The organism is Clostridium sp. DJ247 (genome assembly GCF_014231265.1).
Genome location: NZ_JABAIW010000033.1, coordinates 35210 through 57789 on the forward strand (window position 1 = coordinate 35210; position 22580 = coordinate 57789).

The 22580-nt window shown below is 28.6% G+C and carries 23 protein-coding genes; 8 read left to right on the forward strand and 15 right to left on the reverse strand.

Annotated features, from left to right (window positions below; translation table 11 throughout):
* Positions 1-30: 30 nt before the first annotated feature.
* Positions 31-933 (forward strand): DMT family transporter, encoded by a 903-nt coding sequence (locus HGI79_RS13865; protein WP_185651289.1) that lies wholly within the window; start codon positions 31-33, stop codon positions 931-933.
* Positions 934-1101: 168 nt separating this feature from the next.
* On the opposite strand, the gene lexA is transcribed toward HGI79_RS13865, so the two are convergent.
* Entirely contained in the window at positions 1102-1710 is a 609-nt protein-coding gene (gene lexA, locus HGI79_RS13870; RefSeq protein ID WP_185651290.1) for a transcriptional repressor LexA, read from the reverse strand.
* 477 nt (positions 1711-2187) lie between these two features.
* Here lexA and HGI79_RS13875 point away from each other — a divergent pair, with 477 nt between their 5' ends.
* The gene (locus HGI79_RS13875; RefSeq protein ID WP_185651291.1) at positions 2188-2655 is read left to right on the forward strand and encodes a hypothetical protein; all 468 of its coding nucleotides are present in this window, start codon (positions 2188-2190) and stop codon (positions 2653-2655) included.
* Positions 2656-2743: 88 nt separating this feature from the next.
* On the opposite strand, the gene HGI79_RS13880 is transcribed toward HGI79_RS13875, so the two are convergent.
* Positions 2744-3727, reverse strand: coding sequence for a tyrosine recombinase XerC (locus tag HGI79_RS13880; RefSeq protein WP_185651292.1), 984 nt, complete (start codon positions 3725-3727; stop codon positions 2744-2746).
* Positions 3728-3731: 4 nt separating this feature from the next.
* On the reverse strand, positions 3732-4505 hold the full coding sequence (locus HGI79_RS13885; protein WP_185651293.1) for a hypothetical protein: 774 nt from the start codon (positions 4503-4505) through the stop codon (positions 3732-3734).
* Positions 4506-5518: 1013 nt separating this feature from the next.
* On the opposite strand from HGI79_RS13885, the gene HGI79_RS13890 reads away from it, so the two are divergent.
* From HGI79_RS13890 to HGI79_RS13905, 4 genes are all read left to right on the forward strand, one after another.
* Complete coding sequence (locus HGI79_RS13890; protein WP_185651294.1) at positions 5519-6442, forward strand: acyl-CoA dehydratase activase-related protein; 924 nt, start codon at positions 5519-5521, stop codon at positions 6440-6442.
* Positions 6414-7511: a 2-hydroxyglutaryl-CoA dehydratase gene (locus HGI79_RS13895; protein WP_185651295.1), complete on the forward strand. Its 1098-nt coding sequence runs from the start codon at positions 6414-6416 to the stop codon at positions 7509-7511. Before HGI79_RS13890 ends, HGI79_RS13895 begins: the two co-directional genes overlap by 29 nt.
* Positions 7492-8454, forward strand: a complete 963-nt coding sequence (locus HGI79_RS13900) for an acyl-CoA dehydratase activase (RefSeq protein WP_185651296.1) — start codon at positions 7492-7494, stop codon at positions 8452-8454. Before HGI79_RS13895 ends, HGI79_RS13900 begins: the two co-directional genes overlap by 20 nt.
* A 289-nt stretch (positions 8455-8743) precedes the next feature.
* Entirely contained in the window at positions 8744-9001 is a 258-nt protein-coding gene (locus HGI79_RS13905; protein WP_185651297.1) for a hypothetical protein, read from the forward strand.
* Between the two features lie 225 nt (positions 9002-9226).
* Here the strand turns inward: HGI79_RS13905 and asrC are convergent, their stop codons facing one another.
* From asrC to HGI79_RS13930, 5 genes are all read right to left on the reverse strand, one after another.
* Positions 9227-10174 (reverse strand): sulfite reductase subunit C, encoded by a 948-nt coding sequence (gene asrC / locus HGI79_RS13910; RefSeq protein ID WP_185651298.1) that lies wholly within the window; start codon positions 10172-10174, stop codon positions 9227-9229.
* 13 nt (positions 10175-10187) lie between these two features.
* Entirely contained in the window at positions 10188-10979 is a 792-nt protein-coding gene (gene asrB, locus HGI79_RS13915; protein WP_185651299.1) for an anaerobic sulfite reductase subunit AsrB, read from the reverse strand.
* On the reverse strand, positions 10980-11981 hold the full coding sequence (gene asrA, locus HGI79_RS13920) for an anaerobic sulfite reductase subunit AsrA (protein WP_185651300.1): 1002 nt from the start codon (positions 11979-11981) through the stop codon (positions 10980-10982).
* Between the two features lie 34 nt (positions 11982-12015).
* The gene (locus HGI79_RS13925) at positions 12016-12792 is read right to left on the reverse strand and encodes a formate/nitrite transporter family protein (protein ID WP_185651301.1); all 777 of its coding nucleotides are present in this window, start codon (positions 12790-12792) and stop codon (positions 12016-12018) included.
* 168 nt (positions 12793-12960) lie between these two features.
* On the reverse strand, positions 12961-13362 hold the full coding sequence (locus HGI79_RS13930) for a hypothetical protein (RefSeq protein WP_185651302.1): 402 nt from the start codon (positions 13360-13362) through the stop codon (positions 12961-12963).
* Positions 13363-13646: 284 nt separating this feature from the next.
* Between HGI79_RS13930 and HGI79_RS13935 the strand changes: the two genes are divergently transcribed.
* On the forward strand, positions 13647-15059 hold the full coding sequence (locus tag HGI79_RS13935) for a DUF2334 domain-containing protein (RefSeq protein WP_241428217.1): 1413 nt from the start codon (positions 13647-13649) through the stop codon (positions 15057-15059).
* Between the two features lie 148 nt (positions 15060-15207).
* Here HGI79_RS13935 and HGI79_RS13940 read toward each other — a convergent pair whose 3' ends face one another.
* The 5 genes from HGI79_RS13940 to HGI79_RS13960 form a co-directional block, all read right to left on the reverse strand.
* Entirely contained in the window at positions 15208-15342 is a 135-nt protein-coding gene (locus HGI79_RS13940) for a helix-turn-helix domain-containing protein (RefSeq protein ID WP_241428218.1), read from the reverse strand.
* Positions 15343-15520: 178 nt separating this feature from the next.
* Positions 15521-16042, reverse strand: a complete 522-nt coding sequence (locus tag HGI79_RS13945; protein ID WP_185651304.1) for a cell envelope integrity protein TolA — start codon at positions 16040-16042, stop codon at positions 15521-15523.
* A 289-nt stretch (positions 16043-16331) separates the two neighbouring features.
* Positions 16332-17087, reverse strand: a complete 756-nt coding sequence (locus HGI79_RS13950) for a hypothetical protein (protein ID WP_185651305.1) — start codon at positions 17085-17087, stop codon at positions 16332-16334.
* A 20-nt stretch (positions 17088-17107) separates the two neighbouring features.
* Positions 17108-18034 carry a hypothetical protein gene (locus tag HGI79_RS13955; RefSeq protein ID WP_185651306.1) on the reverse strand — a complete coding sequence of 309 codons (927 nt, stop codon included), beginning with the start codon at positions 18032-18034 and terminating at the stop codon, positions 17108-17110.
* Positions 18035-18256: 222 nt separating this feature from the next.
* Positions 18257-19243 (reverse strand): hypothetical protein, encoded by a 987-nt coding sequence (locus tag HGI79_RS13960; protein ID WP_185651307.1) that lies wholly within the window; start codon positions 19241-19243, stop codon positions 18257-18259.
* 421 nt (positions 19244-19664) lie between these two features.
* On the opposite strand from HGI79_RS13960, the gene HGI79_RS13965 reads away from it, so the two are divergent.
* The gene (locus HGI79_RS13965) at positions 19665-20342 is read left to right on the forward strand and encodes an Abi-alpha family protein (RefSeq protein WP_185651308.1); all 678 of its coding nucleotides are present in this window, start codon (positions 19665-19667) and stop codon (positions 20340-20342) included.
* 655 nt (positions 20343-20997) lie between these two features.
* On the opposite strand, the gene HGI79_RS13970 is transcribed toward HGI79_RS13965, so the two are convergent.
* Positions 20998-21549 (reverse strand): recombinase family protein, encoded by a 552-nt coding sequence (locus HGI79_RS13970; protein WP_185651309.1) that lies wholly within the window; start codon positions 21547-21549, stop codon positions 20998-21000.
* Between the two features lie 717 nt (positions 21550-22266).
* On the reverse strand, positions 22267-22580 hold a 314-nt coding region (locus tag HGI79_RS13975; protein ID WP_185651310.1), incomplete at its 5' end, for a hypothetical protein.

Consider the following 22580-nt stretch of genomic DNA (forward strand, 5'->3'; position numbering starts at 1 on the left):
AATACCATTTGTATAAAGGAGTTGGAAAATATGAAGAAGTATCGAGTTTGGTTATTGCTTATTATATGTAATTTGTTTTGGGCAGGGAATTATGTATTTGGGAAATATGTAGTAGCAGAGATTACACCACTTTGGATTACCTTTTCTCGTTGGATAGGAGCAATCTTCTTATTGCTTCCCGTTGCATATTTTATTGAAAAGCCAAAGTGGAATTCCTTAAGCAAGGCTTTACCCACCTTGGCTATCATGGGAGCATTAGGAATTATAGGGTATAATTTAGCTCTTTATTCAGCTCTAGATTATACCTCTGCAATCAATGCTGCATTAATTAATGCGTTAAATCCTGGAGTAATAGTATTATTTTCAGTTTTTTTACTTCGAGAGAGGATTTCGTGGATACAAGTATCAGGACTTGTGGTTTCTTTAATAGGTGTTTTGGTAGTACTAACGCGAGGAGATTTAGTTCAAATCCTACAAGTAAAATACAATAAAGGGGATTTGATTATGATTGCTGCTATTATAATATGGACCTTGTATTCTATATTAGGGAAAAGACTTAAAGAGATACCTCCTATAACTGCTACTGCAGTATCTGCTCTAATTGCTGTACTTATGATGGCTCCTTTTGCTATTTATCAAGGGATTGACATGACTAAAATTACTTCGGTAGGTATGACTGGAATTCTTTATATGATAATTTTTCCGTCAGTATGCTCTTTTGTTTTTTGGAATATATCTATTCGAGAAATTGGAGCCAGTCAGGCGGGGATATTTTTAAACTTTATTCCTGTTTTTACAGCGATTATTAGTTGGATTCTTGGTAATAAGATTACATCGGCGCAAGTTTATGGAGGATTACTGGTATTTATAGGTATATATTTGACAACGGGAATGCTAGAACGAAGGCTTGCAAGGACTCAACTAAAAGTATAAAAATAAAAAGTGGTATACCACTTTTTATTTTTATCCGATGACTACCCGCTCTAATACTCCCATCTTCTTAAAAGTGGGAGTAAAGAGCGGCTACGTCCCTGGATTCGTTCAACTAAGAATCAGTTGGGGTCAAAGCCCCATCTGATTCAAGTTTCACTTTATAAAGAATTAATACTGTCTATAAATGCCTACTAGTTTACCGATTACTTGACAGTCTGGTACTATGATAGGGTTCATAGTTTTGTTTTCAGGTTGAAGTCTTATATGATCTTTTTCTTTAAAGAATCTTTTTAGTGTGGCCTCATTCTCTATTAATGCTACAATAATTTCTCCGTTTTCTGCGGAATTTGTTCTTTCAATTATAGATAGATCACCATCTAGTATGCCAGCGTCAATCATGCTTTCGCCACTTACTCTTAGCATAAATAGTTCATTGTTACTTTTTACATAATCCATAGGTATGGGAAAAACATCTTCTATATTTTCTACAGCTAAAATAGGCATACCTGCAGTTACGGTTCCAACTATTGGTATATTAACAATTTCTTTTTTATTAGAAGAGTTTTCTATAACCTCAATAGTTCTAGGTTTGGTAGGATCTCTCCTTATAAGCCCTTTCTTTTCCAGCCTTTCTAGATGACCATGAACTGTAGAGGTTGATTTTAAATCCACGGCAGCACAAATTTCTCTAACTGATGGTGGATAGCCTTTTTCTCTGATCTGACTTTTTATAAATTCAAATATTTCTAGCTGTTTATTATTCTTATGTCCTGTCATAAAAAACACCTCTCTAATCTAATTATATGAATTATAACATATGTATAGATAAATATCAAACTTATGTTCTATTTAAATTATCGATTTGCATATATAGGGTTCTGCGGTGGAAACTTAACTTATACTCCGGAATATGTTGCCAAACTTCAACACGTTAAAAACTTTTAATCAGTCTAAAGTTCGTGTTTTAGAAAACCTAAGAACCTTTGATAAACTCGCTTCACTCAGACAATCTAAGGTTCTAAGATTTTCTAAAACACTTCACTAAGACTGATAAAAAAGTTTTTAAATGTGCTTCAGTTCTGTCAATATATTCCTACGTATAAGTTAAGTTTCGAGCTAGGAACCCTATATTAAATTGAAATGTAAAGATTTATAGTTATTTATCTATAAAATATACTTGGAATTATAATTATATTATGTATAATATAGTGTAGACCGTTAATACTTATAGTTGAGAATAGAAAGGAAGTATCTATGAATAGAGAGTACTGTATTTTTAAAACAAGTAAACCATGTAACAATTGTGGGGAATGTGATAGATGTGATCTAAACTCTAGTAAATTATGTAATAACTGCGGTAAGTGCTTAGAGGCCCAGGGATTTGATATGAAAGCCATAAAGATTGATGAGATTGTGGATGATGATAAAGAATCTATAGAAGTTGAAAAAGAGTTAGCTAAAGAGAGCAATGATGTTGGTAGTAATGAAAATGATTATCAATTAAACAAGGTAGATTTTTATGACGAAGACAACGGCGAATCCGTGATTTTAAATCAGGAATATGATGATGAATTAAGCGACGACAGCTACAATGATAACTGGGATGAAAATATAGAATACATAGATGATATAGAAGGTCTTAGCGAGGTGCTGGAGGATAAAGATAAGTTTGAAGATACTATTTTCGAGGAGTATCCAGGGCTTATAAGATTTAAAAAATAGGGTATATAAAAAAATGGTTTCTGTGGGTACACCATCAGAAGCCATTTTTTTATACTCTATTTTTATTTATTTTATAAAGGTGCTTAGGTTATTCGTCACTTAGAGGATTAGATCTTACTGCTTCTCTTAGTTGGTCGTCATCTACATGAGTATATATTTGAGTTGTAGATACATTTTCGTGGCCTAGAATTTTTTGAAGACTTCGTATATCTACATTGCCATGCTTGTACATAAGAGTGGCAGCGGTGTGCCTTAGTTTATGTGGAGTATATTTAACAGTATCCAATCCGGCAGCACTTAGGTATTTTTTTAACATAACTTCTACTGTTCTTTTACTTACTCTTGTATTATTTTTACTTATAAAAAGAGCATCTTTATCGATTATTTTATCAATATTTTTGTTGCGAACATTGATATAGTTATTTATAGATTTTATGCATGCGTTATTTAAATATACTGTTCTTTCTTTGTTTCCTTTCCCTATAACCGTTAAAACATCATCTTTAATATTTGATATATTAATACCACATAACTCTGAAAGTCTGAGTCCGCAATTTAAAAACAAAGTTATTATACAGTAATCTCTTTCTTTGTTTCTTCCGTCTATAGCTCTTAAAAGTGATTTGCTTTCTTCTAAAGTAAGATACGTAGGGTTTCTTTTACTTATTTTTGGAGACTCTAATTCTATCGCTGGATTTTCATCTATAATTTTTGCTTTACCACTAAGAAATTTAAAGAAAGATTTTAAAGTAGCAACTTTTCTTGCTCTAGCATAGGCGCTGTTTGATCTATATTTTTCTGTGAAAGACAAAAAGGCGTATAGATCTGCTAGCTTTATTCTTTTTATAATATAATCATCTATATCGTATATAGGTATTTCCTCAAATTCTAAATCCTCATCATAAGGTAATCTTTTGTATATTTTTATAAATCTAAAAAACATAGTCAAATCAATTCTATAAGCATTTAATGTATTTTGAGATTTACCCTTTATTGTTTCTAAATAATTTAAGAAATTTGTTACCTGCTCAGGTAAATCGCCATTTCTTAGTGCTGCAAAATCATATTTCATAGTATTATATTCCTTCCGCTTCTTTGATTATTTCATCAATTAAATTAACTAGCTTATTTTGTAAATCGGATTTATATATAATATCATCTTTTGAGGAATAAGCTTTTGTGTCTAATCTTAATAACTTATATCCCTTACTTTTAGCTAAGGCACTCTTTTTTTCGTCTCTCTTAATACCTTTGTTAGTATCATGGGTAATATACCCATCAACTTCTAATATAAACTTAATAATGGATTTATCTTTTATTATGATTATTGGAATATCTGTCTCCATATTAATAATTCCTAGGGTATTTATACCGACTATAACTTCATATTCTTTAAGTTTCTCAGTTAAAAGTAGATTTAATTGATGTCTAATATAATTTTCGACTTTAGATCCATTTAATTGAGTGTCAAACATTCTATCTAGCATAGTTCTTTTGAAAGAAGATCTTATAGTTTTATAATCTCTTTTGGTTACGGCAATTTCTTGAGCTTCTTTTGGTGTTCTGTTTAATCCTAATTCCTTTAACCATATTTGCACGGTGCGAACTCCAACGTCATAAATTTTAGCTATGTCAGTAGTGCTGATAGAATTTTTTATTACCAAGATATATAAGTCTTTTATTATGTATTCATAACCACGACGAACACCTAAAGATTCATATTGATTATATATTTTATTTAATTCTTGTTCGTCTTTAGGGGGTAGATTAACAGATAGCATTTTTTTAATATTGTTATCATCGTATTTAAAATGCTTATACTTAAAAGTTATAGTTCTGCCTCTAGTCATAAAAAACCTCCTTAAATGTGATTGAAGCATTGATTTTATTGCGTTATATAAACTCGCCTCCCCTGAGACGCGAAGTTTAAGAAATGTATATTTAGCGAATATAATATTCTATAGAAATACTTTAAAATCCTGCTTATTATAGTAATTTATTATTAAATATATTTATAAATTAAGTTGTACGTGAATTTTAATAACTAACCATGGAGTATTAAGTTGTTATGAATTCAAAAAACATATGGTATTAAAATAATAACAAAATGTATTATATAATTTTATTTGACTTATAATTTTATAAATTTTCAAGCTTATAAAATTATAAGTTTCAATTGATAATATTATCAATTGCAGCAAAAACGAACATTTATATATAATATATATAATTTAAATTCTGTTTTTTCTTCATTTTTAAAAACACTGTAATTTGGCTAAAAATATTTTTAAATTGGTATATACATGTATAATTACTGGTGCCGCAAATTTGTTTATATATTCTCTATCCTGCTAATCCCCTCTTAAATAGGCGTTGTGATAATTGCTGGGAATTCTATAGGAAGCCTAAATTAAAACAAAAATTCTTTTCGACTTTATTCTTGTTTATTTATAAAAATAAAAAATATAATAGCTTCAATAGTAGAAAAATACTATTGAAGCTATTAATAAATATTTTTTTTGACAGAATTTAAGTGGAAAAATATTCAATAACTATTTAGTACTTTCACTTATATAAGGTTGTATATCTTTAATATGCTTTGTTTCCTCTCAAGCAAAACAGTATAATATTTGCCTACAATTAAATATTATACTCGTCTATACATTATTTTCAACATTTTGTTTACATAATAATTAATATGTATATTATGACTAATCTCCTTTGCTCTTAAAAATAACTTATAGTAAAAACTATTATTTTTTTAATAGTCCTAACAAATAAATGAATAATATTTATACATTAAGGTAAAATATACAAATGTAGATATATAAAGTTTTGTTGATAACTAAAAGGAGCGTTTTAAATGAAAGTAGGCATACCTAAGGGGCTATTATATTACAAGTACTACCCCTTTATTGAAACCTTTTTTACAGAATTAGGTGCTGAAGTTATTACTTCAGATGCAACTAATAAAGAAATACTAGATATGGGAGTAAAATATTGTGTAGATGAGGCTTGCTTACCTGTAAAAGTCTTTCATGGGCATATTGCACAAATAAAGGATCATTGTGATATTCTGTTTATTCCAAGAGTGATGCAGCTAGATACAAAAGAATTTATATGCCCTAAATTCTGTGGGCTTCCTGAAATGGTAATAAACAATATACCAAATATGCCAAGAACCATAACAAATCCAATATATGCTTCTTCAGAAAGAAGTCTTAAAAATTGGGCTATGGAAACAGGTTCATACTTTACAAGAAACATATTAAAAATCAAAAAGGCTTATAAGTTATCTTTGGAAAAACAACATGAATACAACTGTGGAATAAAGAATGAAGGATATAAATTAAATGTAGCTTTAGTAGGCCATCCTTATACTATTTATGATGATTTCGTAAATATGAACTTAGTAAAAAAGCTAAATGCACTAGGTATAGGCGTAATAACAGAGGAAAATATAAAAAAGGATATTATAGCTGCTAAATCAAAGGATTTATTTAAAAGACCTTTTTGGACTTTTGCTAAAAATTCTTATGGATTTGCTACATATCTTGCTGAGCAAAACGCTATAAATGGAATTGTTTATATATCTTCTTTTGCTTGCGGTATAGATTCTGTAGTAATAGAACTTATAAAAGATAAAGTTCAAGCTTTTCCGCTTCTCATATTAAAAATAGATGAACATACAGGAGAGGCTGGTTTTGATACAAGATTAGAAGCTTTTGCTGATATGTTAGACAGGAGGTGTATTATTAATGAAAATTACACTGCCTCATCTAGGTAATACTTGTTATGCTGCAAAAGCACTTTTTGATGGATTAGGCTTAGATTATATAATCCCCCCTTTGAGCAATAAGGCTGCTCTAGAGATAGGCTCCTTATATTCTCCAGAAGAAATTTGTCTTCCATTTAAAATTATGATAGGAAACTATATAGAAAGTATAAAGCAAGGTGCAGATACTATTCTTATAGTAGGAAGCTGTGGACCCTGCAGGTTCGGTGAATATTGTGAACTTCAAATAAATTTACTAAAGAAGTTAGGTTATAATTTAACTTTTATAGTATTAGATAGCCCTGGAGACATTGGGATTAAAGAACTTTTTAATAGGCTTATAATGCTTACTAGCAATAGTAAAAAATCTAAATTAGAAAAGCTTAAAGTATTAAAAGATGCTTATACCATTATTAATTTAATGGATAAATTAGAAAAGAACGTAAAGCTTCTTTCGGGTTATGAAGTTACTAAAGGTCAGTGCAGAAAAATATTAAATCAATGCCAAAAAGAAGCTTTTAATTGTAAAACTCCATTAGAAATGATTAATCATATAAAGAAATATGGAAAATTATTAAAAGAAGTTCCCATTGATAAAACAAAAAAACCTCTAAAGATAGCTATTATAGGAGAAATATATACTGTTATAGAACCCTTTTCGAACCTATATATAGAAGATAAACTTATGGAATATGGTGTTGCAAGTAATCGTCATTTAACCCCTAGTTGGTGGGTTAAAAATACAGCTCTAACTACAGTGAAACTAAATTCCCTAGATATCAGAAGAGCTTCAAAAGAGTATCTTCCATTATATATTGGCGGCCATGCACGAGAATGTATTGGGGAAGCAGTGTTAGCAAAAGAACAAGGATTTGACGGTGCAATTCAAATATTCCCAATGGGTTGCATGCCTGAGATTGTATCTAAAGCTATTCTTCCTACAATATCTAAGGATAAGGATTTTCCTATATTAACTTTAGTAGTTGATGAAATGACCGGCGAGGCCGGATATATAACTAGAATTGAAGCATTTATAGATTTACTTGAAAGGAGAAGAGATAATGTATTATATGGGAGTTGATGTTGGGTCTGTTAGTACTGATATAGTACTACTGGATAACAACATGAATGTAATTGAATCACTTTATTTAAGAACTAAAGGAAGACCAATAAATGCAATTCAAGAGGGTTTTAAGTTTTTAAAGAAAAAGTATGATGGAAAACAGATAAAAGGTGTTGGTACCACTGGTAGTGGAAGACAAATTGCATCCTTTTTAATAGGAGCAGATGTAATAAAGAATGAGATAACTGCTCATGCAGTTGCTTCATTAAACGCTAATAAAGACGTGAAAACTATAATTGAGATTGGTGGTCAGGACTCTAAAATCATTATATTAAATAATGGTGTTGTAACAGACTTTGCTATGAATACTGTATGTGCTGCTGGAACAGGTTCTTTCTTAGATAGGCAGGCAGAAAGACTAGAAATCCCTATAGAGGAATTTGGAGACTATGCCTTAAAATCATCCGCTTCAGTTAGAATTGCTGGAAGATGTGCTGTCTTTGCAGAGTCAGATATGATACATAAACAACAGTTGGGTTACAGCGAAAAAGATATTATTAAAGGACTTTGTGAGGCACTGGTTAGAAATTATCTCAATAATGTGGCAAAAGGAAAGGAAATCAAATCAGATATATTCTTCCAGGGTGGTGTTGCTGCAAACATTGGAATGAAGGCAGCTTTTGAAGAGGCATTAGGATGTAAAGTAACTATTCCTCCAAATTATAAGGTCATGGGAGCGATTGGATCAGCTATTTTAGCTAAAGAATTCCTTGAAAAGAGTGGAAGTAATACAAAATTTAAAGGTTTTGATTTAGCTGATATGGAATTTGTATCTAGAAGTTTTGAGTGCAACGGATGTTCTAATGGTTGTGAAGTTGTAAAGATATTAAGTAATGAAACTGTAGTAGGTTATTTTAGTGATAGATGTGGTAAATGGAGTGGTACTGTAGTAGCTGTTTAATTAGCATTCTCTACAACTTTAATTGAACTATAAAAACAATATCTAAACCTAAAATAATTAGGATTGGGCATATAACCCAATCCTAATTATTTTGAATAATATTCTAATTTTCATCGGTAAAACTGTAGTAATTTAGAAATTAAGTTTTATATTATAAAATTTATGTTTATAAAAATTGTTCAGTGGAAAACTAAAATCATATATATACTTTAATATAGAAAGGAATGAATTAAAATTGTATTTAAATAAATCACTCATATGCCCTAATTGTAATAACAGTAAATTTTCCATGAAGCGAGAAGCAACTTATTTATACACATATAAAATTAGTACTCCAAATACTGAATCACGAAGTATTGAAAACGAGCCTCTACCCTTTCTATTTGATAACAGAGAGCAGACAGATTCTAAAGAATATCTAGAATGTGATGAATGCGGACATAAGTACCCTTGTGTTTTTGATAGAGAAAGACAAAAAATTGATATGACTATACTTAGAAAAGCCATAAGAGCTGATCATCAACACTATCCTGAGTTCTTAGGGTAGGTATTATATTTATAGAGAAAGAAATAAAGCAACTACTATCTTTTCATTAATATTTTTGCTTTATTTCTTTTATAAAACTGATTTTATTTAGTACGTATAGCAGCTTGTTTAATGATTTAAGTTTTTATGTTATTAATAAATAAAAGACCTAAAATAGTTCAATAACCATCTTAGGTCCTTTAGGCTTATCTCATAATTATTTAGTATTATACAGATATATGACCTTTACCAGTTTATATAATCCTTAACTTCCGCTTTTGGTCCTAACTTAACGTCTTTTAGTGCCCATTTCTTAAACTCTTGATAACCAGTTCTATCTACAATATAGCCTATATGTTCTTTTCCCAGCGGAGCCTCTTTATCAATGTACTCTTCTATATAGTCGTAGGTATTTAATATGATTTTTATTATACTATCTTCATCAATCCAGGTTATAAAATCCTGAGCTAATCTAGGATTTTTCTTCCCCGTTCTACCCATAATAACTAGTTTATAATATTTCTCTTCGCTTCGAGTCCATGCTGCTGTTGGGCACTTACCAACACATTCACCACAACCTATACACTTACTATGATCTCTTACAACCTTAAAATTTTCAAAACTTAATGCCACCGTTGATCTCTTTTTACAGTTATTTACACAGGCTTTGCATCCTATACATCTATAGCTATCATATTGAGGCTCTGTCATACCTATTATACCAAAGTCGTGCATTCTAGATTTTATACAATCATTTGGACATCCAGTTAAAGCTATTTTTACATGGCGATCATTAGGAAATATAGCTTTTTCAATTCTTAGTGCGAACTCAGATGTATCATAATTGGCAAATGGACAGACCTTGTTACCTACACATGCAGACACATTCCTTGTGCCTGAAGCTGAATAGCCTGTACGTGGGCTAACCTGATTTATTTCTAACCCTTCTATTATAGGTTGTATAAGTTCGTTTATTTCTGGTATATGCTTCATGTTTATGCCTGGAATTTCAAAGCCTTGTCTTGTTGTAAGATGAACAGTTCCGTTACCGTACTTTTCTGCTACCTCCTGAAGTAATTGAAAGTATTTAGCTTCCATATGACCTCCAGGAACTCTAATTCTGATAGCAGTTTTCCCTCTCTCCTTTGTTACTCTAAAAGCATTCTTCTTAAGAACTTTTGTATTAATATCCACAAAGCTCCCCCCTTTAGTCCATTAAATTTTTTGCTTTGCTATAATTAAATACTGGGCCTTCTAAACAAATGTAGGTATCATCTATCTTACAATGGCCACATTTACCAACACCACAACACATTTTTCTTTCATAAGAAACCCAAATATTTTTCTCTTTTATACCTCTTTTTATAAATTCAGCAACTGTGAATTTCATCATTATAGGTGGTCCAACTATTATAACTTGTGCTTCTTCTAAATCTTTTATATTTATGTCTTTAACATAGTTAGTTATTAATCCTACATTTCCTTTATAATCCTTACTTGCTTGATCAACAGTTTGAGTAATTTCTATGCTATTTTTCCATCTCTCAATATGATTTTTAAATAACACATCTTTAGGAGATTTAAATCCTATTAGTACATTTAATTTTATTATGTCATTTCTATTATGAGAAAAGTAATCAATAACTCCTTTAACTGGCGCTAGACCAGTTCCTCCTGCAGCAATAATTAATTCCTTATTTTTATATAGATCAATATCAAAACCATTTCCATAAGGACCTCTCATAAAGAGAATATCACCTGGAAAGAAAGTATGCATAACGTCAGTAACTACACCAACACGTCTAATAGTTAGATCTATATATCCATCCCCTATTTCACATACAGATATAGGAGCTTCACCATATTTAGGTATTGAAACTTCGAAAAATTGCCCAGGTTTTACGTCGCCTCTATATTCCATTCTAAAAGTATAATCAATATCAGTATGTGGAGTTATGCTTATTATTTTACTTGCTTTTGGTAAATAAATATTCTCCATTTATTTCACCTCTTCTACAGCTTTATTTAATTTATTAACACAATTAGAGAAGGATATATATTCTGGGCAAACATCATCACATCTACCACAACCTACACACATATGATATCCAAACCTCTTATTAAAGTCATATATCTTATGCATTACTTTAAACCTCATTCTATCCCCTTTATCTTTTCTGAAACTATGTCCACCTGCCATATCTGTAAAGCCATCTATCTGACAAGATGACCATACTCTTCTTCTCTCACCGGATTTATTGTTATCTTTATAAGATATATCCTGCATAGTGAAACAACTGCAAGTCCCACATACAGTATTACATCTTCCACAGGCAATACATCTTTCGGAATATTCCTTCCATCCGTCCCAGTTAAATATCTTTTGATCCAAATTTTTTGGTATAGTTACTTCTATTTCGTTGGATTCTATAAATTTAGGTACAACTTCATAAGCTTCCTCATTATTTAAACAGGGTCTAAAGCTTTCATCTTTACATTCTATTAATATATCTTCGTTAGCTACTTTAACAAATAAACTATATTCTTCTGTTTTATTAGTACCCATGCTCACACAGAAGCAATTTTCAAAACTATTTTCGCATTCCATAAGTACAAATTTAACCTTGTCTCTTAGTTTCTTATAGTAAGGGTCTTCATAACCGTTTCTTAGATAAATCTCATCTAATCTCCTAACAGCGTGAATATCACAACTTCTTAGGAATAATAGTATTTTCTTACCCTCTACCTTTGGTTCTATTATAGAGTCTTCTGTAAAATAAAATAAGGTCTGTGTAATTGGCAATATTACTTCCTTAGGTGAGAAACTTGATTTCTTATCAAATACTATATCTTCAATATTCCTAATTAAACTATACCTTATAGAATCTGTATCTGAAAATGTTCCTTTACCTTTTAAAAGAATTGGAGCATATATTTTATATTCTTCACTTATATTATTTAAAAAATCGTTAAAACTCTTTTTAGTTAGCTTGTATCCCATTTTGGACCTCCTATTCATTATTAATAATTTTTATTTAATCCTTAAGATTTTCCTTTGAAACATACCAATAAGCTAAACCTACAAATATGGCTCCACCTACTATATTTCCTAAGGTTACTGCTGTTAAGTTATAAGCTAATCCTCCTATAGATATAATATCTTTGTGTGGTATTATTAAAGCAGTAGTTAACAAGGTCATATTAGCTACACTCTGCTCAAAACCAGAAGTTATAAAGGCAAAGAGGCACCAAAATATCACTATAAGTTTAGCTGTCTCATCCTTAAGTTTAAAGAAGCAGCATACCGCTAAACATAATAATATATTACACAAAATTCCTCTTATAAATAGCTGTATAAAAGGTGTACTCATCTTAATTGCAGCTGTTTTTAATATGAAATCTGCAGTTGTACCTTTACCTAATCCAGCTAACACAAATAATGCAGATAAAACTATAGAACCTATAAAATTTCCAATAAAACTAAAAATCCATATGCTCCAAACAGAATTCCACTTAACTTTTCTTTCTAAAGCTCCAACAGTCATTATTAAGTTATTCCCAGTAAATAACTCAGAGCCTGCCATCAATACTAAACTTAAGGCAATTCCAAAGGATGCTCCCATTACAATTTTAGTAGCCACTGCATTTACAGAGTCAAGTAATCCTCCTATAGTAAAGATAAGTAAAATTCCAAAGCCTACAAACATTCCTGCTAATGCCGAAGCCACTAAATACTTTCCTTTACTTTGTTTTATGGCATCTGCTTTTTTTATAGCAGCCCCACTAAATTTACTAATTTCTTGCTTATACAAATAAAATCCACCCTCTTCCTGTTTTCCGTTTGTTATATATTTAACATATCATAATATCTCTAAAAATAATGTGATATTTATCACATTAGTACAAAAATAAAAAGCTGCCATATAACAATGACAACTTTTATTTTTACTACTTTTCTATTTTCAGTATACTATTATATTCTATTTTTCTTTATTATCTTTTATATAGTCAATTATTTTCAAGTTATGAATTTTTTTATCTACTGATTGATCAGTATCTTCATTCTTATCTAATTCTCCAAAAACATCCTTAAATGAATCTAGCATAGTTTGTAGCGTCTTATTAGCTATTACTCCAATTTCATCTAATATTTCAGTATTGCTTTTTGTTCTTGATATATACACTTCTAATTTTTCATCATAAAAATTTTTAACAATCTTATCTACTACATATTCTGTTTTTTCTTCTTTAGGAGATATAATTGTATCCCCTGCTTGAAGTGTTAGGTACATAGGGTTATCAGTTTCTATGCCATTTTCAAAATCTGCGTATAAGTCCTCATTTTCTTCTAATGCTAAATAAAAATTAATTATTGTCTTCATATTGCTATTGTTCCTCCCCTTGTTAACTATTTGGAACTTATTATAGTGAGTTATAATTTTATCTATTTGTAGTATATTCTTTAAAAACATAATCTGTGCCAAATATAATATTCATCTCAAAGATATACACAATAAAAAATGAGGTACAAAATTAATTGTACCTCTTGAGGAGTGTAGGGAGCTATTATGTAAAACTTTTATAAGTTTTATGCATAATTTTTTATATAAATAAAACAATAAATAAGTATAATTTAAAAGTTCTAAATAGTAATATAGTCCATATAATGAATGAAAGAAGTGATGTAATGAAAACTTATAAAATTATCATTTTGGTAATTGTAATTACTTTTACTTTAGGTTTAATAAATTTAAAAAATGATACATTTAATATTAAAAGCAGTTTTAATGAAACTAAGGAGCAACAATTTTCATTAGATGAATTAAATATGAAAAAAGATAATGTAGATTTATTTTATGAAAATAGAAAAATTAAAGTTAACTTACCAATAGGTATAAAGAATAGTGTATATTATATACCTGCAAACGAAGTAGTAAATAATTCAGGCGGAAAGTTTACAGTAAAAAATGGTGTAGTGGAATTAAACTTCAATTCAATAGATGCATTTATTGATGTTAATGAAGGTAGTTATAAAATAAATAAAAAAACACAACAATTAAGACATAAAGCCATTTTAAAACAAAAGGTTTTTTATATCTCTATGTTTGATTTTACTAATATATTTGATTTAAAAACTTACTGGGATGAGAAAAATACAGAAATAAGTTTTTATAAAAATACAGAAAAAATTGTTTTAAATAGCACACATAATGAAGGAAAAGTAGCTTTAATTAGGTTAGAAGATATTGCAGCAGGCGGGCTTTATAATTCTTGCGACTCCTTAGAGAAGTTAAGAATTATAGCGGATTATTTATATAGTAAGAATATAGTATTTTATGTTGCATGGGTTCCTAGATACATAGATCCATCTATGAATATAGATAACAATTTGTTAAAAAACTATAATATGTTTAATGCAGATTTTGTATTTACATTAGACTATATAATAAATAGAAATGGAATTATAGGACTTCATGGATATACACATCAATATGATGGTACTAAAAGTATTGATGGAATAGAGTTTCATATGAGTAAAAAAGATAATATTCCAAAAGATACAGAATATGCAAAAGAAAGAGTAGTTGAAGCTATTGAAACTGCAAAGGCATTAGATATAAACTGCGATTTTTTTGAAGCACCTCATTACGCTATATTACCTAATCAAATGAAAGTAATAGAAAAATTTTTTAAGTTTATGTATCAGCCTTATTCAAAAGATGGAGGTTTTACAGAATGTAGTGACATTGTAAAGTTTAATAATAGTGAAAGAAAAGTTATATATATTCCAACTCCCTTAGGATACTTAAATGGAAAAGATGATTGTAGGAATATGTTAAATAAAATAAAAAATATAGATGATAACATGCTTGCAAGCTTATTTTATCATCCGTATATTGAATTTGAATATATAGATTTAAAAAGGAATGAAAAAGGTTATCCGGTTTATAGTTATTCACAGGATTCACCACTTCATCAAATATTAAAAGAATTTGAAAAAAATGATTACAAATTTTGCACAATAGATAATGCTCTTGAAAAAACTACAAAAAATATAACTGTAATAGAAGACAAATAGATACAAAGAAAGGGCTTTATAAACTCTAACATAATTAAATATTATGAAGAGATATTAGGAATGTGTTAAAGTATTATATTAAATATTTACGATTAAAGCCATTCTATGCTGTTTTGCTTAAGATGGCTTTATTATTTATAAAATTCACCTAAATACCTCTAAAATATATAGATAGCTCTTTAGGGTCTTTAACCACTATCTTTTTACCTAAAAATTTTATCATACCTTTTTTTTCAAAACTGTTTATACATCTAGATATTGTTTCTCTAGTACTACCTAGCATGTCAGCTAAATAAGTGAAAAGAAAAGGCATGATAAACCCTAGTATTTAAGCCAATCTTACTTAATTCTTATAAAGAATCCTTACATATCCTACTTATTGACATTATACTACTAACTTTCTTTAGTATACAAGTATTTACCAATAAAAAATAAGGTACAAATTTAATTGTACCTCTGTGTTAGTTTGGTGGATTGCATACTGAACATGGAGTAAGCCCAGATTCTTTCGCATTAGATAAAGTCATAGGAATCCTGCTTTTACTTAAATATCTGCATCCATCTCTATGGTACTTATGACCTGTTTTTGTACCAAAAACTATTATGCTTTTATTATCTACCTGTTGTACATTATTTGAATTATTGTTATTTTCAATACTGACCTGCTGTTGTGCAGATGCTTTTGCTTTAGCTTCTTCCTCTTGTTTTGCTTTAAGCTCTGCTTCTTGTTTAGCCTTTGCTTCAGCTTCCTGCTGTGCTTTTAATTCACTTTCTTGCTTGGCTTTTAATTCTGCTTCTTCTTTAGCTTTTTTATCTGCATCTAATTTAGCTTGGTCTTGTTGTTGCTGTGATGTAACTACGCTATTTTGAGCTGTTGTAGACTTATCTTCGGTTGTACATCCTACTATTAAGCCCCCAGCCACTATAATACTACAGAATAAAGCTAATATTCTTTGATATTTCTTATAAATATAGTTATTCATTTTTCTCCCTCATTTTTCTAGTTAATAATACCACATTCTACATTATAAACCATTGGTGCCTATTTGGGAATATAAATTAAAAAGCAGGATTTCTCCTGCATTATAATTAATAAAACTTAAATTTTATAAACTTATGTTTGATTGTCTTACCCTAAAAATAAAGTGTCTTGATACTTATAACATTAGTATCAATAACGTTATAAGTTCTGATATATTGTGTATTAAGAATTTGTTTTATTTTAATATTATTTAAAAACACCTCATAAAAAATTTACATCTGTATGGCAAATTAATAATATTCGTCTGTTTTCTTTAATAAATCATTTTTTATCTGCCCATCATAATCTTTATCAATAGTCTCCTTTAACTTTTTCTGAAATGAATCTTTATCCAGAATTATTCCTTTTTCAAGCAAAATCTTAGTTAATGTATCTATTCTAACCGAATTAAATGCATCCGCAAAATTTTCTTCTGATTTTTCTTCTGATTGTTCAATAAACCAATATTTGTAATTTAGTACAAATAAATTTAAGCATGTCTTCAATAATGATACTGAATAAAACACTGAAAACAGGAATCCATAAGCTAAAATAAAAGCTACTATGAAATATAACCAACTTATTATAGGTAAATCTATAGAAACAACGATATATGCTAAGAAGTAACATATAATCACTAGACCAATTACTCTCCCAATATAGTAGAAACTAAATAGAATAGCTAAAATAGAATCAAATTTACCTTTTATATTCATTCTGTGCGCAATTTTATTATTGATGGTTCCTGATGCAATCGCTAATCCACTAATAATAAATCCTAGCATAGAAATTAGCCCTGAACCAATATATAACATTAAATTCAACAATATGCTTGTTATACTTGTGTCATTATTTTTAATTAATAGTATCCAAAGAAGAATCAGTGAAACTATTGTAAACGCCATTGCAAGTTTTACTTCAATCTTACTTCCATCAAATAATGGATTTTTTTTAAATGCTTTCTTATACAAGTCTTTAAATTCTAGTGGATTTTTCAATAAATCCATAATTAAGTTCCTTCCTTAAGTTATTTATTTTTTTTATTAAGCAACCTAGCAATGTATCTTTTAATTCCATTTTTACTTTCTTTTATAAATTCATCTATACTATCTTTCAAGTTTTCATCAATTAAGGTCATATATGGAGAATCATCATCTGAAGTAAAATGATATTTTGTTCCATCAGTGAGTACACCTTCAACTTCTAATCTCCCATACCCTTTTTCAAAAGTTTTAAAAGCTTCATTAGCATTAATTGTTTTTTGTACCATTTTACTATTTATATTTATGCCTTTTGAACCTTTAATATCATGTTCAAAAATTGTTGTCTTCTTTCCTATATGTGATTCATGAAGAGTGCTAACTTCTTCATCATACAATTCCTTAAAATGTTCCTCATTTACATTTGGAGGAATTATAGTTGCTTTGATTCTTGTAACTTTTTTTACTTTAGATAACCTTTCACTAATACTAAATGGGTCACTAATTATGAAAACCTGAAATCCTATATCTTTATAACATAAATTTACTAGATTTTGAAATGCATTGATAAATTGTATTTGTTTAAAATTTCGTCTATTACAAAACGTTATGATTTCGGTCTTAATATCAAAATAAAAAAATATACTTGTTGAATTGTTTGATATTACTTCCCTGGTAAACTTTCTAGTTTTTTCATTAAATCTTTCAGTAAAGTAAGGAAATCTCCTAACAATATTTCCGGTTATATAATGTTCCACATTGTCTCTATACTCCTTCAAATCTGCAAAATTGTAAATTTCTTCATTGACTTTTAATTCACCATTTTTTGTATAGGTATTTTTGTTAATATATTCTGTTTCATCATTTAAAGACTTAGCTAAATTAAATAATATATCCTTTAGTCTAAGTTTTTTCTCATAAACTTCAAAAATATGAGAATTAACATTTAATTTTGCATAATACATTAAAGCCACCAAAAACTCCCCCTTAACACATACTTAGCATATTGTGTATAAATTTGTATGATAATATATCTTATTATATCACAAAAACATCTTTTGCCTTTTTAATACTATAAATGTCATATCAAATCAATTTTAATCATACAATTCAAATCCATATTTTTAACTTATATAATTTTTACAATTTCATTTAAAATATTAATATAAAACTGATATTCTATCTACTTATTGAAATTAATCCTCAAATATTTTTTCATACTTCTGTTTATCAGATAATGCCATTTTATTTGTTTCATTGAAGTCAATATTGGGATACGTACTCTTTATATAATCCAGCAAGTTCTTCATTCCTTTCATAGACAACCCTGCATCTCTTCTAAAATTTGATTCTACTTTTTGACTATCTGTATTTAACTTAAAGACCTTGCCATTATCGCCAGTAAAATAATTATCATAGCTAAGTATAGAATTAAGATATTTATAAAATTCTAATATATTAATTTTCAACTCTTCATCATAAAAGTAAAAGTCCACTGAAGTAATAAATGCTTTAATACCGTCAAAATAATGAAAAATATCATGCATTATCACATTTGACTCATTTATTAATTTGAAACTATTATCAAAAGTAGGTATATGAATGTTACTTAAGAAAATATTTAGTTTTTCATAATCATTTTTTATTTTTATTTCTTCATTACTTAATTTCATACCAGTATCTACTTTAAAGTTTTTACTATTAATTATAGTTTCTATAGCACCTTTTAGATCTCTAGTTAACTCCTTCATACTACTAGCCCTTAAACTTGCATCTCCATTAAAACTATACTGTACCACTCTATGTCCACGTATATCAAAAGGTACATCTTCTATATCACCATAGTTGCTATTAAATACTAGTATGATTTTTTCCCATCCTGATGCACAAACTCCAAATCCAAGTTCAAATGCAACATTTGAATTAATACATTTTTTATGTTCCTTATCATTGTTAATAATTGACACATCATAAACTAAAATTTGAGATTGTAATATTTTATGTAAAATAGTATCTCTAATATTTACTGCCCCGCTAGTATCTTTGGTATCTCTATCTATGTTTATAAAACCTACATTTTCGTCAATCTCCATATCCGACACAGCTTTATATAATGCCTTTTGAATAAAATTACGATTGCTTTTATTATCTAAATCGCTTTGCCACGAATAAAATATGTTCATATTCCATTTCCCCTAAATAAATTTTTTTAAAATTATGAAATTTGTATCATATATCTGAATCCTATTATTTACTGATTATTTGATTTTTCATATTTATAAGTATATCAAAAATAGACAAGTTTTGAAGTTTTTTTATATTTTAGCATAATGTTTTAAGTTCATCAAATTGCCTCATTTGCATGGTATTTTCATTTGCAATAATACAACATATTGTATTCTACACATTTAAAAACTACAATATATAAAACTGAATATTTGCTATACTTTTAAGAAATTATTACAGACTTAATATTAGCAGATATATTTAAAATTAACATTATATATATTATTATATTAATATGTAGAAAATTATTATAGTCAAAGGATATCTTTCTACAGTATAAGCTATAAATCCTAAAGCATAGAAAGGAGATAGTATAAGATGTCTAATGAATTAGAAAAAATTAAAGAGCTAGTAGATGAAATACCTAATGAGTTAAAAATAAAAGCAGTTAGCTTTCTAGGTGAATTAATCGGACAACCATTAAGAGAGGTAGGAAATATAGCGTTTGATAACATTCGTTACTTAAGAATAAAAAATCAAGTAAGATTATTATTGAAAGCTAAGGAATATTTTATTAATAATGGACTAGAACCTCAAAAAGTACCCACGCAAATACTAGTTCCACTACTAGAACAAGGGTCACTTGAAGAAAATGAAACATTATCAGAAAAATGGACAGCACTATTAGTAAATGCCAGTTATTTAAACGGGAACTCAGTTAGACCAAGCTATATAGATATACTTAAACAGCTAACACCGCTAGAAGCTCAAATATTAGATTACTTATTTAATCAGTATAAAGATTACGATTTTCCATTAAGACATGTTAAGAAACGTGTTTTTAGTGAGTTCAAAATAGATGAGAAAGAATTATTAATTTGTATTGATAACTTTCTAAGATTAAAACTATGGAACTCAGAATTACCAGATAAACTTTATGAGTTAATGTCAAACGCGGAAGATAAAAAGAAACTAGAAATAATGTTTTATGAAAAGGCTACATATTCATTTACAATGTTGGGTAAGGATTTCATTGAATCTTGCAGGTTAAAATAATAATTTAAATAACTACGTCTAACATTTAGACTTATATAACAAATATATTCATAAATGTTTATTGTTTCAATAGTATTTATAAATAAGGAGTTACTAAGTATAACAGTGGCTCCTTTTAATATACTTAAATCTTCATGTAATTCGTAAGCTATTTAAAATTTTGTATTACATATACGTAAAGGGTGCTTAAATTTCCATACCAGAACCAATTTGCATATAAACGTAGCTCATTACCATATACAAATGACTTATCATATTATTTTAGGTTTTTTGCCATATATGTGAGTCTATTTGTCTATATTATTAGATCTTTAAATATCCGCCACATAAACCACCAAAGATAAAATAGAGGTTTTTTCAATCCATTAGGTTATAAAATATTCTAGTTATTATATAGTGGTGTGGAGTTGAAAGTGTTATAGCACTTTTCATGCCAGATCGGCCCCTTTTCTATGGAAACCTACCCCCCTTATAATATGAATATGTGATTTTTATAAGTGCTTTTAAGATATAAAAACTCCTATTATAAGTATTAAATATATTAATTATAGTTTTTATCCAAAATCCGTTATTCTACAAATCAACACCTGTAGATGTATTTTAATCATAGAAAAAAGAATAGGCTTTTATTCCTATCCTTAAAATTCATATTTTGTTATCTATTCCTTAAGTATCTATACAAAGTAGGTTTTGATACTCCTGTCATTTCTGTTATTTCAGTTATCGAATACTCCTTACTGTTATAAAGCTTTAATGCTTTCTCAATATCTTTACTACTTTTAGAAGGTCTTCCACCTTTGCGTCCCCTTGCCCTTGCGCTAGAAAGCCCTTCCCTAGTCCTTTGTGAAATAAGGTCTCTCTCAAACTGCGAAATTCCAGCAAATATAGTAAACAAAAGCTTACCCTGTGGTGTCGTCGTATCAATCCAATTTTCTTTTAAACTCTTTATGTTAGCTCCTTTATCTTCTATTGTTTCAACTAATTTAAATAAATCCTTTGTACTTCTACTTAGTCTTGTTAACTCACATACTATAATTGTGTCACCATTTCTTAACTGATCTAACATTTTGTTTAACTCTGGTCTATCTGATTTAGTTCCTGTTATTTTTTCTGTATATATTCTTTCACATCCTAATTCCTTAAGTTGATCTATTTGCCTATGTAAATTTTGTTCCTCTGTACTTACTCTTGCATACCCTATTAGCATTTTAATCCCCCATTCACTTATCACCAAGAATTGTAATTTATCTTACTATTATAGTATCATAAAGGGTATTTATACGCAATATTAACACTTTGATTTTGATGCTAGTTTTAATACTGAGGTGATAGCATAACTTCGTGCAAAAGTAATTTAGTATTAAAAGTCTTGTAAACGGTCGTTTTTGATACTAAAAGTTCCTACTATAATTCTCATACTCTTTATAAATAAAATAAGCACCGGCTTCTTACCAATGCTTATTTTCTATATATTCATATAATAAGGGGGACTTATTATATTTAATATTATTTTTCTCTAAGTTTTAATATCTTAGGACACTTATTATTATAGCCATCTATTGTTACAGCCTTATTACATAACTATTACATATTTATTTACTTTCTTAATGTTTTGTAAACAAATAAGCACCTGGAGTTAACCAAGTGCTTGACTAAAAAGGGCTAAGTATTGTGCATTAATAGGATACGATTAATGAATACCCAATTTCTATATTAAAATGTGATTGTTACAACTTGATCTCATTTGTAAGAATTTTTTATGAACAAATAGTCATAGTAGTTCTGCTACTCATGGTGGTTAACTACAAGTCCTCTTGACAATTACCTTGACTAGACTTTCACCAGTTAGCATGATTCAGCTTTGCTGGACACACTACAGAATAAAAAGATTTACCATTTAAGTGAATGAAAATTATTGAACTATTTATTTAGCCCATACTTCAGCTATATTACCAATATCGTATTTATCCTTATCAGCTTCATCAATCCATTCATCTACACTATTTATATATTTTAATAGTATAGGCTTACTTTTTGCTTTATCTAGATATAAAACCCTAATATAATTATTTATTATATATTTTAAATCTAATATAGCAAAACCTTTATATCCCCTTCTATTTAGTTCTACTCTTTGTTTTTCATATAATTCTTCATCAATATTAAAATAATAACCAGTTCCTCTTAGTACATCCTCCAATATTCCTAAAAAATTATATACATTACTATAATTATTTT

Excerpts from the sequence above, each read along its gene's own strand:
- HGI79_RS13865 (WP_185651289.1), top strand. The coding sequence starts at position 31 with ATGAAGAAGTATCGAGTTTGGTTATTGCTTATTATATGTAATTTGTTT.
- lexA (WP_185651290.1), bottom strand. The coding sequence starts at position 1,710 with ATGACAGGACATAAGAATAATAAACAGCTAGAAATATTTGAATTTATA.
- HGI79_RS13875 (WP_185651291.1), top strand. The coding sequence starts at position 2,188 with ATGAATAGAGAGTACTGTATTTTTAAAACAAGTAAACCATGTAACAAT.
- HGI79_RS13880 (WP_185651292.1), bottom strand. The coding sequence starts at position 3,727 with ATGAAATATGATTTTGCAGCACTAAGAAATGGCGATTTACCTGAGCAG.
- HGI79_RS13885 (WP_185651293.1), bottom strand. The coding sequence starts at position 4,505 with ATGACTAGAGGCAGAACTATAACTTTTAAGTATAAGCATTTTAAATAC.
- HGI79_RS13890 (WP_185651294.1), top strand. The coding sequence starts at position 5,519 with ATGAAAGTAGGCATACCTAAGGGGCTATTATATTACAAGTACTACCCC.
- HGI79_RS13895 (WP_185651295.1), top strand. The coding sequence starts at position 6,414 with ATGAAAATTACACTGCCTCATCTAGGTAATACTTGTTATGCTGCAAAA.
- HGI79_RS13900 (WP_185651296.1), top strand. The coding sequence starts at position 7,492 with ATGTATTATATGGGAGTTGATGTTGGGTCTGTTAGTACTGATATAGTA.
- HGI79_RS13905 (WP_185651297.1), top strand. The coding sequence starts at position 8,744 with ATGAAGCGAGAAGCAACTTATTTATACACATATAAAATTAGTACTCCA.
- asrB (WP_185651299.1), bottom strand. The coding sequence starts at position 10,979 with ATGGAGAATATTTATTTACCAAAAGCAAGTAAAATAATAAGCATAACT.
- asrA (WP_185651300.1), bottom strand. The coding sequence starts at position 11,981 with ATGGGATACAAGCTAACTAAAAAGAGTTTTAACGATTTTTTAAATAAT.
- HGI79_RS13930 (WP_185651302.1), bottom strand. The coding sequence starts at position 13,362 with ATGAAGACAATAATTAATTTTTATTTAGCATTAGAAGAAAATGAGGAC.
- HGI79_RS13935 (WP_241428217.1), top strand. The coding sequence starts at position 13,647 with ATGAATGAAAGAAGTGATGTAATGAAAACTTATAAAATTATCATTTTG.
- HGI79_RS13940 (WP_241428218.1), bottom strand. The coding sequence starts at position 15,342 with ATGCTAGGTAGTACTAGAGAAACAATATCTAGATGTATAAACAGTTTT.
- HGI79_RS13945 (WP_185651304.1), bottom strand. The coding sequence starts at position 16,042 with ATGAATAACTATATTTATAAGAAATATCAAAGAATATTAGCTTTATTC.
- HGI79_RS13950 (WP_185651305.1), bottom strand. The coding sequence starts at position 17,087 with ATGGATTTATTGAAAAATCCACTAGAATTTAAAGACTTGTATAAGAAA.
- HGI79_RS13960 (WP_185651307.1), bottom strand. The coding sequence starts at position 19,243 with ATGAACATATTTTATTCGTGGCAAAGCGATTTAGATAATAAAAGCAAT.
- HGI79_RS13965 (WP_185651308.1), top strand. The coding sequence starts at position 19,665 with ATGTCTAATGAATTAGAAAAAATTAAAGAGCTAGTAGATGAAATACCT.
- HGI79_RS13970 (WP_185651309.1), bottom strand. The coding sequence starts at position 21,549 with ATGCTAATAGGGTATGCAAGAGTAAGTACAGAGGAACAAAATTTACAT.